At 28.2% G+C, this 14058-nt stretch carries 17 protein-coding genes and 1 tRNA gene; 15 read left to right on the top strand and 3 right to left on the bottom strand.

What is annotated here, in order from left to right:
- Entirely contained in the window at positions 1 to 531 is a 531-nt protein-coding gene (locus tag BM119_RS16115) for a YcxB family protein (protein WP_090042756.1), read from the bottom strand.
- Between the two features lie 164 nt (positions 532 to 695).
- On the opposite strand from BM119_RS16115, the gene BM119_RS16110 reads away from it, so the two are divergent.
- The 9 genes from BM119_RS16110 to BM119_RS16075 all read left to right on the top strand — a co-directional run bounded on the left by BM119_RS16110 (position 696) and on the right by BM119_RS16075 (position 7636).
- Positions 696 to 1331 carry a hypothetical protein gene (locus BM119_RS16110; RefSeq protein ID WP_090042755.1) on the top strand — a complete coding sequence of 212 codons (636 nt, stop codon included), beginning with the start codon at positions 696 to 698 and terminating at the stop codon, positions 1329 to 1331.
- Between the two features lie 365 nt (positions 1332 to 1696).
- Positions 1697 to 1837, top strand: coding sequence for an ASCH domain-containing protein (locus BM119_RS20460; protein WP_278336802.1), 141 nt, complete (start codon positions 1697 to 1699; stop codon positions 1835 to 1837).
- Complete coding sequence (locus BM119_RS20455; protein ID WP_278336801.1) at positions 1813 to 2013, top strand: ASCH domain-containing protein; 201 nt, start codon at positions 1813 to 1815, stop codon at positions 2011 to 2013. Before BM119_RS20460 ends, BM119_RS20455 begins: the two co-directional genes overlap by 25 nt.
- Before the next feature lie 125 nt (positions 2014 to 2138).
- Positions 2139 to 2492 carry a hypothetical protein gene (locus BM119_RS16100; RefSeq protein WP_090042754.1) on the top strand — a complete coding sequence of 118 codons (354 nt, stop codon included), beginning with the start codon at positions 2139 to 2141 and terminating at the stop codon, positions 2490 to 2492.
- A gap of 41 nt (positions 2493 to 2533) precedes the next feature.
- Positions 2534 to 3223 (top strand): response regulator transcription factor, encoded by a 690-nt coding sequence (locus BM119_RS16095; RefSeq protein WP_090042753.1) that lies wholly within the window; start codon positions 2534 to 2536, stop codon positions 3221 to 3223.
- Positions 3213 to 4322 (top strand): sensor histidine kinase, encoded by a 1110-nt coding sequence (locus BM119_RS16090; protein ID WP_090042752.1) that lies wholly within the window; start codon positions 3213 to 3215, stop codon positions 4320 to 4322. The genes BM119_RS16095 and BM119_RS16090 overlap by 11 nt, the downstream gene beginning before the upstream one ends.
- A gap of 110 nt (positions 4323 to 4432) precedes the next feature.
- The gene (locus BM119_RS16085; RefSeq protein ID WP_090042751.1) at positions 4433 to 5296 is read left to right on the top strand and encodes an ABC transporter ATP-binding protein; all 864 of its coding nucleotides are present in this window, start codon (positions 4433 to 4435) and stop codon (positions 5294 to 5296) included.
- A 2-nt stretch (positions 5297 to 5298) separates the two neighbouring features.
- Positions 5299 to 6516, top strand: coding sequence for an ABC transporter permease (locus BM119_RS16080; RefSeq protein ID WP_090042750.1), 1218 nt, complete (start codon positions 5299 to 5301; stop codon positions 6514 to 6516).
- A 4-nt stretch (positions 6517 to 6520) separates the two neighbouring features.
- Positions 6521 to 7636, top strand: coding sequence for a hypothetical protein (locus BM119_RS16075; RefSeq protein ID WP_090042749.1), 1116 nt, complete (start codon positions 6521 to 6523; stop codon positions 7634 to 7636).
- Between the two features lie 81 nt (positions 7637 to 7717).
- Here the strand turns inward: BM119_RS16075 and BM119_RS16070 are convergent, their stop codons facing one another.
- Entirely contained in the window at positions 7718 to 8578 is an 861-nt protein-coding gene (locus BM119_RS16070; protein WP_090042748.1) for a hypothetical protein, read from the bottom strand.
- A gap of 172 nt (positions 8579 to 8750) precedes the next feature.
- On the opposite strand from BM119_RS16070, the gene BM119_RS16065 reads away from it, so the two are divergent.
- From BM119_RS16065 to BM119_RS16035, 6 genes are all read left to right on the top strand, one after another.
- Positions 8751 to 9275 carry a DEAD/DEAH box helicase family protein gene (locus tag BM119_RS16065; protein WP_090042747.1) on the top strand — a complete coding sequence of 175 codons (525 nt, stop codon included), beginning with the start codon at positions 8751 to 8753 and terminating at the stop codon, positions 9273 to 9275.
- A 779-nt stretch (positions 9276 to 10054) separates the two neighbouring features.
- Complete coding sequence (locus tag BM119_RS16055; protein ID WP_090042746.1) at positions 10055 to 10750, top strand: flavodoxin family protein; 696 nt, start codon at positions 10055 to 10057, stop codon at positions 10748 to 10750.
- 287 nt (positions 10751 to 11037) lie between these two features.
- Entirely contained in the window at positions 11038 to 11370 is a 333-nt protein-coding gene (locus BM119_RS16050) for a PadR family transcriptional regulator (RefSeq protein WP_090042745.1), read from the top strand.
- Positions 11354 to 12658, top strand: coding sequence for a DUF2812 domain-containing protein (locus tag BM119_RS16045; protein WP_090042744.1), 1305 nt, complete (start codon positions 11354 to 11356; stop codon positions 12656 to 12658). Before BM119_RS16050 ends, BM119_RS16045 begins: the two co-directional genes overlap by 17 nt.
- A gap of 238 nt (positions 12659 to 12896) precedes the next feature.
- Entirely contained in the window at positions 12897 to 13076 is a 180-nt protein-coding gene (locus tag BM119_RS16040) for a hypothetical protein (RefSeq protein WP_090042743.1), read from the top strand.
- A 194-nt stretch (positions 13077 to 13270) separates the two neighbouring features.
- Positions 13271 to 13750 carry a hypothetical protein gene (locus BM119_RS16035; protein WP_090042742.1) on the top strand — a complete coding sequence of 160 codons (480 nt, stop codon included), beginning with the start codon at positions 13271 to 13273 and terminating at the stop codon, positions 13748 to 13750.
- 207 nt (positions 13751 to 13957) lie between these two features.
- Here BM119_RS16035 and BM119_RS16030 read toward each other — a convergent pair.
- Positions 13958 to 14033 (bottom strand) — tRNA-Met (locus tag BM119_RS16030).
- Positions 14034 to 14058: the final 25 nt, after the last annotated feature.

Raw genomic sequence — 14058 nt, 5'->3', positions numbered from 1 at the left:
TTAAAGATAAATACTTATTTTTTTATTAATGTATTTTATAAAATCAGATTTTTCTTTTGAAGAGTTAAAGGCTACAAGTGGTATTTGAAAGCATTCTATTCTAGCATGAATGTATATATATTCATCTTCTACAATTAAATGTTCTATAGAGCTCCAGGGAACTTTGCACTGAGAAGATATGCCTTTCTTTATTATTTCATTGTCAGTTAATATTATTGTTGTTGTTGAATTAATAGATTCAGCAATTTCAGGCATACCGCTAAGATATGATCGTGCAGATTTATTTGATAACCAAGGAAATAGCTTAGATGCTATTAATACACCAATTAAACCAATACCTAGCTCTATTAGTATTGTTAATAATGGAGTTTTATGCCATGAATCTTGGAAGATAATTGCACAAAAAATTATAGCTATAAGGGGTAAACATATAAAAAACTTTTCTCTGAATCTAAAGAATTTAGAGTTTTTTGTAAGGTGTCTGTTAAAGTCAATATTATATTGAATATGATTTTTAAATTTAATTTCCATGAAGATCTCCTTTAAATATATATGTTAGCATATAATTATAAAAAATTAACTTTATTAAAAATATATACCATTTAAAATACACTATTTTGGTTTAAAAATCTAGTTAACTATCCAAAAAATATTGATTTTTCATAGTTTATCTACTAAAATTTAATTGGTCATTTATGGAAAATGATAAAGAAGTTAAGGAATTAGATGACGATAAAGAAGTAGTAGTAGAAAAATCAAAAGAAAAACCAGTTGACAATGGAAATATTAATGAAAAAGAAGAAAATAAAACTGAAGAAGTTAAAAACACTACCACTTTAAATAAAGAGTCCAACCAACCAATCCAGTCTAAAACTAATACATCTAAGAAATCAGATGAAAAATCAAATATTTCTGCAAATAGTAATCCAGAAGTTTATGTAAGTAAAAATTTAGGTATATCAATGGAGGCTCCTTCTAATTGGAAGAATAGCTATAGTATTTGTGAGGAGAACGATTGTATTGTAGTATCCTTTAAAAGTAATGGTGTAAAACCTAGTAATAAAATGGAAGGTTTTTTATTGACAATTATAAAAAATCCAAAGAAAAATAATGGAAACATGCTTGGTGTCATTGGAAATAAGTATATAACAATTAATGGAGTACCTTTTTTAGTTGGAGGGCCAACAGGTATAACTTTAAATGAAGATCATCCTGGGTATAATAAATACTTAAAAATGTTAAAAGAAACAGGTAAGGTTGCAAGTACTATTAAAGGGATTAACTATCTAGATTTCATACAAATACAAAATTTATATTTGTACGAAATCTAGGTTATTAACATTTTGCTAGCGTAAAGTTTGGAAAATATGGTGATGATATAATTGATATTACAATTCTGTGTATATGGAAAAAGCAGTGAGGAGTGGACACTGAAGGTATTTTAACAGTTCCAAAATGAATTATTATAGTGTGCTAAAGTTTGATGATTTCATAACAATATTTTTATATGTTAATATTTACACAAGATAAATATATTAGGGATAAAATCATGAATAATAAAAGCAATATAGTAGATATACCATGGAGAAATTATTAAAATTCAATTGGAGAATATGAAAATATTACGAAATTAATATATGACTTTTGGAGTTTTGGAGATAATGAAGAATTAGCCAATGAGTTAGTTGAACTTGTTGTGAATGGAGAAAAAACAGCAACTACATCACTTCATTATTTATATGAAGTAGAAAATGAAGATTTACCTAAAATAGGTGAATTATCAATAATAACAGATTTTGATGGAAATGCAAAATGTATAATAAAAACAGAATTTTAAATATTTTACTTTTTTCTGAAGTGAATTCAGAGTTTGCATATAAAGAAGGAGAAGGGCATAAGCCATTATTGTATTGGAGAGAAGCACATATTAAATTTTTTAATAGAGAATTAGAGATGAAGTTTTCAGAGGATATGTTAGTTGTATGTGAAGAATTTGAAGTAGTATATAAATAAATATCTTTTGTAGTACTATTCCTTACACCAATATTATACCATATTTTGAACTAAAGATATAGACTTACAATTTATGTAATAAACCTTTATAATAGGGTTATTCCTATTTTTAAGGGGGAAACAAGATGAATAAGTATAATGAAAACAGAACTCTTATGAAATCCTCAATATCTGATTATAATTTAATCGCTACTGCGGATATAGCAAAGGGTATACCACAGCCACCATTTCAAAAGCCTATTCCAGATGACTCTATATTAGTTGACTTGCCTCCGGTAAATTCAATGACAGCTCCAAGAGCAGATTTTTTTGAATGTACCATCAGTAGGATTAGTAGGAGAATGTATTCAGAAGAACCTATAACTATTGATGAGTTATCATTTTTGCTTTGGTGCACACAAGGTGTTAAAAAAGTTATAGGCGGTTATTGGAATTATTTGAAAGATGGTTCTGGTATAATTATGTTAAAATGGAATTAAATATATTATAAGTTTTTAATATAAACATAAGGAGGAATTAAATGGAGAGAATTTTGATTGTGGAAGATGATAAAGATATTCTAGATATATTAAAAATTTACTTAAAAGCTGAATCTTTTGAAATATTGAAAGCTGAAAATGGTAAGAGAGCTTTTGAAATTCTTAAAGATACAGAGCCAGATTTAGTTATTTTGGATCTAATGCTCCCAGATATAAATGGGTTAAACATTTGTAAAAAAATACGTACCAAATACAAATATCCTATTATAATGATCACTGCAAAAACATCAGATCAAGATAAAATAATAGGGCTTACTTATGGTGCAGATGATTATATAAGTAAACCCTTTAACCCCTTGGAAGTTATGGCAAGGGTTAAAGCTCAGCTTAGACGATACAAAGAATATGGAGAGGATTCAAAAGAAGATAATATTATATATTATAAAGGTTTAATATTAAATACAAAGAGTAAGCATGTTAATCTAAATGGTAAGGAATTAAAACTAACACCTACAGAATTTAACCTCCTTGAAATATTATTAGTAAACAAAGGGCAAGTCTTAAGTGGAGAAAAACTGTTCCATTTGCTAAGAGAAAATGAATATTATTCAAAATCTACAAATACAGTGACAGTCCATATTCGAAACTTAAGAGAAAAAATGGAGGAATCTTTTGAACATCCGGAATACATTAAAACTGTTTGGGGGGTAGGCTATATCATTGAAGATTAAAAAATGGAAATGGAATTATTATATTTTAGCTTTTTTTATATTTATAGGATTAATGTTATTTATTGATTTTAAATTAGAAGGAACTGTGGCAGAATATTTTGAAAGGCAAATATTATTTGATAGAGAAAAGGTGTTGTTTGTTGGCATGGACCGTACCAGGGGAACCTTTTATTGGCCACGACTTAAATATATATTGAAGGATATGGTTATTGGAGGTTTTGTTCTTTTAGAGATGGTTGTTTACTTCACATCAAGATACTCACAAAATAAGGAACGAAAAAAGATAATAGCTCAGCTAGAACAAAGAATATCTTTGCTCAGCAAGGGAGAGGTACCTGAAAAAGTTCAAGAACTAAAACTAATTGATTCTGAGATAAATGAAATTAGACGTGAGAATGAACTTGTGAAGCAGGAGATATTAATGGCGATGAGCAAGAAAAATGACCTTGTAACCTATTTAGCACACGATTTAAAAACTCCATTAACAAGCATCGTTGGCTATCTTACAATTTTAGATGAATCTGAGGTACCAGAGGAGGTTCGTCAAGACTATATAAAGAAACTTTTGGAAAAATCCTATAGAATGGAAGATTTAACGAATCAGTTTTTTGATATTACTCGCTTTAGTCTTCAGGAAATCCCTTTGAATAAAAGTTTACTAGATGCAGAGTTTTTCCTAGAACAGTTGACTGAGGAACTATATCCTTTACTTAAGGAGAAAAACTTAAAATTTGATATAAACCTTACTCCTAATATTAAGATTTATGCCGATGGATCACTATTTGCCAGGGTGTTAAACAATTTATTAAAGAATGCTATAGCATATAGCCACAAGGATTCTGTCATAAAAATAAAGGTCGAAATGGGAAAATGTAGCATGCAATTATTTGTAGAAAATGATGGTGACGTAATAAGTGAGCAGGAACTAAAACTTATATTTGAAAAGTTTTATCGAAGAGATCAGTCAAGAAATCAGTCATCTGGGGCAGGACTTGGATTAGCTATTGCAAGGGAAATTGTACAAAAGCATCAAGGCTCATTAGAAGCGGAAAGTCAAGATGGACATACTGTATTTATTATTACTCTACCCAATTCTTAATAAAATCTTTATAAATACTAAATAATTTATGAATAAACCTTTCTTTTATCTTAGTTATACTGAAGATAGAAGAAAGGTTTTTTATTGATTTAATTAAGGAGGAAAAAAATATGAAATTATTTGTTTATAATCTTTCTAAGGAGTTTAAAGATTTAAAGGCTGTGAATAATATAGATCTTGAATTTACTCCAGGGATTTGGGGACTTTTAGGACCAAATGGTGCGGGTAAAACCACATTAATGAGAATGCTAGTTGGTAATACAACTCCAAGTAAGGGTAAAGTAATGTTAGACGATGTAAATATCTCCAGCCTTAAGGATTCGTATCTAGATAAAATAGGATATTTGCCTCAGCACTTTGGATATGATAAAAATCAATCTGTTGAAGATTTTCTCCATTATATTGGAACTTTAAAGGGGCTTAATAAAGAAATTAGAAATAAAAGAATAAGTGAATTATTAAATGAATTTAATTTATCAGAAGTTAGAAAGAAAAAGATTGATAAGCTTTCAGGAGGTATGAAGCGTAGAGTTGGAATATGTCAAGCTATGTTAAATAATCCTGATATCTTAATTGTAGATGAACCAACTGCTGGTTTAGATATTGAGGAAAGAAAAAAATTTCGTAAGTATTTAACCACAATAAGCAAAGAAAAAATTGTTATTTTGTCTACACATATTGTTTCAGACATTGAGTTTATTGCTAATTATCTTGTGCTTATGGAAAAAGGTAAAGTAATTGCAGTAGGAGAAAGTAATTCTTTAATTCAAACGCTTGATGGTAATGTATTTGAAACAATTGTTCCAGAAAATGATATGGCAAGGTTAGAAAATGAATATAGAATTATGAATTTTCGTAATGAACATAGGGGACAGGTTGCAATTCGTTATATTGCAGATATTCCATTACCAAATAGTAAGTTAGTTCCACCTTCTCTTAATGATTTTTACCTTTCAAAAGTTACGGAGGTATAAAAATGGATGTATTTTTTCAAGAGTTAAAAAGACAACTAAATTTTAAAAGGCTTCTAACATATGTTTTAATTGCAATTGCTTTGGCAGGATTATGGACATGGTTTATTGTAGGTGGAGCTACTGAAGACTTTTTGCAGCAAGGAGTTTACAAAGAATATAAAGGTAGATCAGCCATAGAAGCAGCAGGTAAGGATAGAGTAGGAGCTGAAGGAGAAATGACTTTAGATAAATTTCAAAGTGGCTGTAATCTTTTTCTAAAGTCATTAAAAGGTGATAATGACAGTGATGTAGTAATTACTAAAGACTTGTTGAAATATACTGTCTATACTGACAAATTACTTAATCAGGAGTTTAGATTGAGAACTATGATAGGAGAATCAACAAGTGACCTTTTGCATATTCCTAAGGATGCAGGAATGAATTTTTATAAAAATGAAGATTTATTCTATGGTAATTATATTGATAAAAACGCAATTAATGAAAATGAAAAAACATTAGCCCTATCAATGTGGGATAAGGTGAAAAGACCATACACTTATTATACTGGATTTAAACAATGGGATGATGGAATTAATCATATTGTATTTTTCTCATTTGTACTTATGATTATGTTAGGGTTTTTTTCAAGTTCCATAATAACCAATGATAAAGAAAATGGAATGGATGAAATTATAACTACTACAGCAAAAGGCAGAAAAAGCCTCACTATAGCAAAAATTAGTATACCTTTAATTATGGCATCTATTATATATCTTTGTGGAGTCGGTCTTTATGTTTTGCTATTAAAGTATTTATTACCTGCTGATGCTTTAAATACTTCAATACAGGTTTTAAGTAGAAGTTTTCTTCCATATACTCAAGGTGACTTACTTAGAAATGTATTTATCGTAGGCTGGATAGGAATTTTAATAGTGTCAAGCTTTTCTACTTGGATTTCATCTATATCTAAAAAATCCTCAAGGGCCATCCAATTCTCCATACTTACAATATTAGGTTCTTTTATTTTAGGCATATTTATCACTAGTCACTCTAGAAATATGGATATAATTAAGATGCTTATACCAGGAGGAATAGGATTTTCATATTTCCAATCTATAGACTTTCCATTCATTACAATTTTAGGGAAGACTCTATGGATGCCATCTATTTTGCTCATAGCAAGCATAATTATATTTTTACTTAGTACCATTTTTACAACACTTAACTATAGAAGGAGGTAAGGAGATGATATATCAAGAATTAAAGCGTCGTCTTTTTACAAGATATGTTTTCTTCTCAATAATAGGTCTACTTTTGCTTACATGTGTATTAACTCTACGCATTATAGCAATAAATGAAAATCTACATGAAGTCATTAAAGAAGAGTCTGTATATTCTGGTAAAATGACTGAAGATAAATTATGGCTAGGTCTAGAAAAAGTGCGGGACGAAAAGTCAGATGAAATAAAATATAAACCACTCATAGCTTTTATAAGTCGGTTAGTTTATTCTTATCCTGGAGTGATATACAATGAAAATAAACTAACCAAATTTCCTGATTATTATGCCAAAAATTTTTATGAGTGTTGGAAAAAAAAATCTACTGCACTTATAGAAAAAATACCTAAAAATAATAAGGCAAAAGCATTGGAAGAACTAGATAAGGTGAAAACACCTTTTTATCAATATGAAGGCTATTATCTTTGGACTGAAAGCTTTAATATGCTTAAGGTTATTTATCTAATAATTATATTTATGGTAACATTTTTTGCGGCATCCACCTATTCTGATAGCATGGAAGACGGTAGTATGGAAATTATGTATGCAACAGTTTCTGGCAAAAAGATGATGGGCATTCGCCTTCTTCCTGTTATGATATATGGTTTGCTTTTAACTTTGGCAACAACACTTTGTACAGTATTAATTTTAGGTTCAGCTACTGGGCTTCAGACTTTAAAGAGTAGTTTAAAGGTATTTGCATTATTTTCTATAGGCAACTTTACATTAGGAAGTGGAATACTCTTAATGTTTGTAAGTGAACTTTTAGGGGTGCTATCGTTAACAACTATTATGGGATGGCTATCCTATAAAACAGCAAGTACAAGCCTTGCTACATCAATAGGAATAGGAATAAATATTTTCTATATCATCATGGCCTTATTTATTAAGCTTCCGTGGAAATTTTTCCAGTTTATCTTAAATGCATTGCCATTGGCATCATCACAAATTATAAATGAAGTGTCTGGATTTCAGTTTGACATGGGGATTTGGAGACCATATGCAGTTATGACGAGTATGGTTGTAATGTTTATTGCATTCGGTATACTGCTTAGTTATTCAGTTTGCAAAAAGGAGCTATAATTAAATGATTTTAGAAAATCTTATATAAATAACAAAGGAGCTGACTCACTATAGTAAGACAGCTCCTTTTTAATAGTATTTCTAGTTTAAAACTTCTAATCCTAGGTCTAGTATATTAGCAAATAATAATAATGTATTAGTATTTGGGATAACATTGTTTTTAACATCTAATAATTTTCCAAGTCCATACTCAGTGTATACACTAACAGTAGGAAAATTAATTTCACCTAAATCACAAATAATGTCAGTTTCTTTTAATGCTATTTTAGTTGTTTCATTAATAGGTTTTACTATGCTATAAAGTCTTGTATTATAGTCATATCTTAGAACTTTTAAAGTATTACTTGTTAGTATCTCTTTAGTTTTAGTGTTTATATCATATTTTGAAGTAGCTGAAGCAATGTTATTTATAACAAAATAATTAATATTTCTTTTGTAGTTTACCTTATCTTTAAATTCTTTTAATCTTTCTAAATTTAAATTTATATCTACCGGGATTTCATCATTTTCTAAATTATTAAAACTTTCTTTTATGTAAGTTAACTCTTCTTTTCCATTAAGTTCTCTAGCTAAGATATTCATACAATTATCATAAACATCCTCAAATGAACTAAATGGTAAGGCATATTTTATATAATCTAAAACAAGGTAAATTTTGAATTTAGCAGATTTTTTACCCTTTCTAGATGAACAATTCACTTCAACTAATAAGTTTTCATTCAATAGCTCTGTATTAAGTGTTATTTTCTCAATTCCTTTACTAAATTGTATAATGTAATTATCATTAGTAGATAAAGTTTGCGTATGTTGATTTATTATATAAGTACCTTTAAAGCCAGACTCAGTAATTTCACCAACTCTTAATGAACTTTTGCTTGGCAATTTCTTTAAATTTATATAAGGTCTATTTATACATAGGTTGTTTTCAGATATTATTCTCATATTAAACTCCTTTAGCTCTAACAAGACTGTTAGTTTGATTTATAAATTATAACATAAGTAACATTTTAAAGATTAAAGAATTTAATTAATGATAGAAACAAGCTTATTGAAAATTTGTATTTTTAGAGTTGATTGTTCTATATAATATTAATAAAAGGAGGGTGGGTGGCTTATGATAATTTGGATAAATGGAGCTTTTGGAGCAGGTAAAACAGAAACAGCTTTAGAATTAAATAGCAGGTTAAAAAAATCTTTTATATATGACCCAGAAAATCTTGGAGAATTTATAAATAAGAATATACCTAACAATATGAAAAAAGGTGATTTCCAGGATTATTTATTATGGAGAGAAATAAATGTAAAAATAATTAAAGACATTTATGATAAATATAATGGAACTATTATGATTCCTATGACAATAGTTAATAAAAAATATTATGATGAGGTAATTGAAAAATTAAGAAAAGATGGAATAAGTGTAAATCACTTTACTTTAATAGTTACTAAGGACATATTAATTAAGCGTTTAAAATCTAGAGGTGAAGATGAAAATTCTTGGCCAGCTAAACAAATCGAAAGATGTAATAAAGGATTAATAGATGATACTTTTGAAAATAAAATTTATAGCTCTAGAATGACTATAGAGGAAGTTGTTGTGGAAATTGCAGATAAATGCAATTTAGAATTATTACAATAAAAAAAATCACTTTATAACCTAATAGTTTAAAAACTGTGATGATCATTGGACAATGTTTTAATTCAAGAACTTCTGGAATAAGAGATAAATCAATCTTAGGATGAGAAATTTGAAATCTTAAAGAATAGAAAAATAAATTGAATAAAATTCATAAAGGTGAGCTAGATCATAATAATTTAATATAAACAGATAATTTATATTTAAGGAAGTTTAATTTTCTAAATAACAACAAATAGCCTAAGATAGAAAGGTAATGACATTAAAAAATAATTGTTTATTTCTATTAAAAGTTTGATATAATAGAAATAAGAAGTGGCTTAGTGCTAGTAACACTAAGCCAATCCTAGAACGTTTTTGAGTTTTAGGGCTATTGGGAAAATTTATATAGTAATTTTAAGAGATTAAAGCACTAATCATTGTGGGATGGGTGCTTTTTCTCTTTGCTTTGAAATTCTATATGTAAACCAAGGAATTTAATCTTGATCTTTACATTTGAAACAAAAAGATTATGTTTAAGTATTAATTTAATAATATAAATAACAAAAGTTCCTTTTATTATTATTTCTAGCATATCCAATACCACCCCCTCAAGCTATGGTAAGGTAATTACCGATAGTCCAAGGTGGGAAAACGTACAACCACCGTAGCCACCCACTTCTACGGTTTCTGATTTCAACTATATAATTATATCATAATGGTAAGTGTGGAAACATAAGAATATATTGGAAATTAGGGGTTTTAGAGAATATTAATATTATTAAATATGGGGTGAGAAATTTATGAAGGTTGCAGTTATTTATGGCACAGAGAGAAAAGGAAGTACTTATAATATTGCACAACAGTTTTTGCATGGATTATGTAACAATAAAAAAGATATAAAAGAATTTTTTCTACCTAAGGATCAACCAAATTTTTGTCGTGGTTGTTTTCAATGTTTTACTGATAATATAAAGTGTCCTGACTATCAATATATAGAACCTATTTTAAAAGCAATGGAAGAAGCAGATCTTATTGTTTTTACATCTCCTGTGTATGTATATCACATTACAGGACAGATGAAAGCTTTCTTAGATCACTTTGGATTTCAATGGATGGCACATCAACCTAATGAAACAATGTTTAAAAAACAAGCGTTAATTATTTCAACAGCAGCAGGTGCAGGAACTAAATCTACAATGAAAGATATTTTAGATAGCATGTGGTTTTGGGGTATTGCAAAAACTTACAAGTATGGAGTTAATGTAGCAGCTGGAAATTGGAGTGGTGTCAGTAATAAAAAGAAAATAGAAATTCAGAAGAAGGTAGAAAAATTAGTGGTGAAAATAAAAAAAGAAAGTGGACATGTCACTCCGAATTTAAAGGTAAAAGGATTATTTTATGTGATGCGTTTTATGCAAAAGAAGTTTGGTTTCAATAAACCAGATGTTGATTATTGGGAAAAACATGGCTGGCTAGGCAAAGCAAGGCCATGGTAATTATTTAGAAATTTTGAATTGAGAATTGAAAATATTGGATGAAAGCTTCTTAAGGAGATTGCTAAAATAAAACTGAGGTTTTCAACTATAACGTTCAATTCTTAATTCTAAACTTTATGCTAATGAAGCTTATGGCGTTCAATCATAACTGTAAATAGCTACCTTTTCAGTAGTTAATAATTAGAGATATAATAATTTCTATGATAAAAGGAATACATTGACAACAATGATGGTATATATTACAATAAAAACATTAATATCGATACTCGATATTGGAGGGTATAGTAATGGCAAGAGAGCAATTTCAAAACTTAACTGAACCAATGTATTATATATTAATGTCATTGATAAAGGAAAGATGTGGTGTAGATATTATGGCAAGTGTAGAGGAGATTTCCAATGGACGTGTAAAGGTAGGCCCTGGAACGTTGTATGCATTGCTTAGTAAATTTGAGAAAGAGAATATGATAAGAGAAACAGAAGTAATAGGAAGAAAAAGAAGTTATATAATTACAGACAAGGGGCTAGAAGTATTAAAGAAAGAGTTTAAGAGATTAATGATTTTAGTGGAAGATGGAAAAATGTTTTTAGGGGGTAGGCTTTATGATAATAAGATATAATAAATGGGTTTTATTTAATTTTCTTCCCTATGAATATAAGGCCTTAGAAAAATATTTAGATGATATGGCTTTAAAAGGATGGAAACTACAAAGCATAAAAGGTGTAGCATTAAAATTCAAAAAGATAGAGCCTAAAAAAATAACATATTCAGTAGACGTGATGGATAAGGTATCCTTTTTTGATGGGAAAAACAGTGATAGTGCATTAGAATATAGAGAATACTGCAAAGCTGCAGGATGGGATTTTGTTTGTGAAAGAGAAAAAATACAAGTTTATTGTAGTGAAAGTAAAATAGATAGGGTTCCTATTCACACTGATGAGAAAGAGAAGTTTAATTGTATTTTTAAAGCATCTTTAAAATATGTTCTTTTAAGTTTATTCACTGTTATTATGTTTTTATTTACACAATGCATGATAACAATAGGCGGCTATAACGTAAACTTTTTAGCAAACAATTCTCAGCTATTTTCATTATTTATTGTAAGTATGTTTATAATAAATGAGGTTATAGGAACTATTAACTTTATTATTTGGGCAGTTAAAGGAAAAAGGCGTTTAAAAAGAGAAGGAGAGGTATCTTATAATTATTTTAAAGTTGTAAAGATTAAAAGAATTATTTGTAAGTTCATGCTAATAATATTTTTGTTATATATAATGTCTATAGCCATAATGGGAGAGATATTTGCATTAAAAATTTCTGCAGTGATTTTTTTAATTGCAGGTGCAATGTCTATATTAATGAATTTTGTAAGTAAAACTAAATATAAGAAAAAGAGAAAAATCAATATTATAAGTTATGTAGTTATTATTATATTTACTACTATAATAATCAATGGATTAATTTTTAGTAAAGTGTTTTTTTATTATGGAGGAAAAGATAATAAAATAAAAAAGGATAATTATATTTTAACTCTAAAGGACTTTAATGATGAAGCTGCAGAGGAAGGAAGTTTATATACAAATGAGAATAATAGTTTTTTGGCATCCACATTATATTATAGCAATAAAGGAAAAAATGTTAATTTAGGCTATGAATTATTTCAAAGTAAATATGAATGGGCAGTAAAGTATGATTTTAATAATATAATGAATTCGATGAAAAAAATTAATATAAAATATATTGAGAAAGAAACTGATTTACCAGGGGATATAAAGGTATATATGAATGAACATGGACATAGGTACATTATGTTTTCACCTAATAAGCTTATGGAAATTAATAGTTGGGACAAGAATTTAAGTGAAGGTGAGCTATTAAATAAGATATATGAAGAAGTGTTTAAATAACAATAAAAATTTAAGGGCAGATGGCTTGGTGTGAGCTATCTGTTCTTTTGTAATTAAAGTGGGAGAGGATTAAGCATAATGACAAATTTAATTAATGGATATGATAAAATAGAAGAGTTATATGTATATTTTCCAACATTTCATGATGATACTATTGAAAATTTAGAAATGAAACTTTTAATAGATTAAAGCACTAATCATTGTGAGATGGGTGAATTTTCTTTTGTTTTGAAGTTTTATGTATAACCCAAGAATTCTAACATTAATTTTTATAATTGAAACAAACGGTATTAAGGGGGAATTATATGTTGGTCAGGGTGATGATGGTGACTATGGGGCAAGCGAAAGTCATATGTGTAGGTTTATTATTAAAGATTTTGGGTTAAATTGGAAATACGATGGAGAAGTTATAAAATAGGTATTTATTAAGGTATATTAGTTAAGGAAAACATAATGTAGAGAGTATAAAAATAGTATAAGAGTTATCTTAAATTAAAGAGGCAGTTTTTAACTGACTCTTTTCATGTTGAAAACATATAAAATATGAATTATAATTTAAACATTATCTAAAAGACAAATATTTGATAATTGTGATAAATGTGGGGGGAGAGAATGAAAAAAATAATACGTATAGCAATAGGTATAATAACAGTGATTGGAATTGGTATGTTTGTATGTAATGAAAATTTTACAAATATAAATTCAAATCAATATTTAACAGCTAAAGAAGAGAAGAGATCTTTTTTAGTTCATGAAAATCAAAAATGTACTAAGGATAGTATGAGTTTTGATTTTAATAGGTTCACAGGTAAATGGTCATTTTTTGAATTACATTGTAAGGAAGGAAATAAAATAACCATAAAAGATAATTCAAAAATTGATAAGGGTAAATTCTTTATAGTTGTTTTAGATTCAAATTATAATAATATAGCAATGAAAGAAGAAAAGAATAAAGAAGATATAGAATTTAGTGTACCTAAAGATGGAAAATATCTTCTTAGAATCGTGGGTGAAAAAGCAAGTGGGCATTTTGATATAAGTATAAAGTCAGATGGGGATTTAGAAACTGTATATAAAGACTTTTGGAGTTAGTACAGAATAATAGAAATGAAAACTTGAACATATTGAGGCGCTGATCATTGAGGGATGGGTGTTTTTTCTATTTGTTTGAATTTGCCGTATATAGATAGCATAACTTTAACAAAGATGTAGTTATAATGAAATAACGCTTTAGAATTGAAAACAATTTAATAATAGGGAATAAGTAAAAAAAGTCTTACATTTATTGTAAGACTTTTGTGGTTGCGGGAGCAGGACTTGAACCTACGACCTTTGGGTTATGAGCCCAACGAGCTACCAACTGCTCCATCCCGCGTCATTATGTTGCGGCTTCGTTTCCT

This window comes from Clostridium frigidicarnis (assembly GCF_900111985.1).
Lineage (GTDB): Bacteria > Bacillota > Clostridia > Clostridiales > Clostridiaceae > Clostridium_Z > Clostridium_Z frigidicarnis.
This window is presented reverse-complemented; position numbering and strand designations above follow the sequence as displayed.

Coding starts and splice junctions, on each gene's coding strand:
- BM119_RS16095 (WP_090042753.1), top strand. CDS start 2,534: ATGGAGAGAATTTTGATTGTGGAAGATGATAAAGATATTCTAGATATA.
- BM119_RS16065 (WP_090042747.1), top strand. CDS start 8,751: ATGATAATTTGGATAAATGGAGCTTTTGGAGCAGGTAAAACAGAAACA.
- BM119_RS16085 (WP_090042751.1), top strand. CDS start 4,433: ATGAAATTATTTGTTTATAATCTTTCTAAGGAGTTTAAAGATTTAAAG.
- BM119_RS16045 (WP_090042744.1), top strand. CDS start 11,354: ATGATAATAAGATATAATAAATGGGTTTTATTTAATTTTCTTCCCTAT.
- BM119_RS16075 (WP_090042749.1), top strand. CDS start 6,521: ATGATATATCAAGAATTAAAGCGTCGTCTTTTTACAAGATATGTTTTC.
- BM119_RS16035 (WP_090042742.1), top strand. CDS start 13,271: ATGAAAAAAATAATACGTATAGCAATAGGTATAATAACAGTGATTGGA.
- BM119_RS16100 (WP_090042754.1), top strand. CDS start 2,139: ATGAATAAGTATAATGAAAACAGAACTCTTATGAAATCCTCAATATCT.
- BM119_RS16070 (WP_090042748.1), bottom strand. CDS start 8,578: ATGAGAATAATATCTGAAAACAACCTATGTATAAATAGACCTTATATA.
- BM119_RS16040 (WP_090042743.1), top strand. CDS start 12,897: ATGTATAACCCAAGAATTCTAACATTAATTTTTATAATTGAAACAAAC.
- BM119_RS16080 (WP_090042750.1), top strand. CDS start 5,299: ATGGATGTATTTTTTCAAGAGTTAAAAAGACAACTAAATTTTAAAAGG.
- BM119_RS16050 (WP_090042745.1), top strand. CDS start 11,038: ATGGCAAGAGAGCAATTTCAAAACTTAACTGAACCAATGTATTATATA.
- BM119_RS20455 (WP_278336801.1), top strand. CDS start 1,813: ATGTATAATAAAAACAGAATTTTAAATATTTTACTTTTTTCTGAAGTG.
- BM119_RS16115 (WP_090042756.1), bottom strand. CDS start 531: ATGGAAATTAAATTTAAAAATCATATTCAATATAATATTGACTTTAAC.
- BM119_RS16110 (WP_090042755.1), top strand. CDS start 696: ATGGAAAATGATAAAGAAGTTAAGGAATTAGATGACGATAAAGAAGTA.
- BM119_RS16055 (WP_090042746.1), top strand. CDS start 10,055: ATGAAGGTTGCAGTTATTTATGGCACAGAGAGAAAAGGAAGTACTTAT.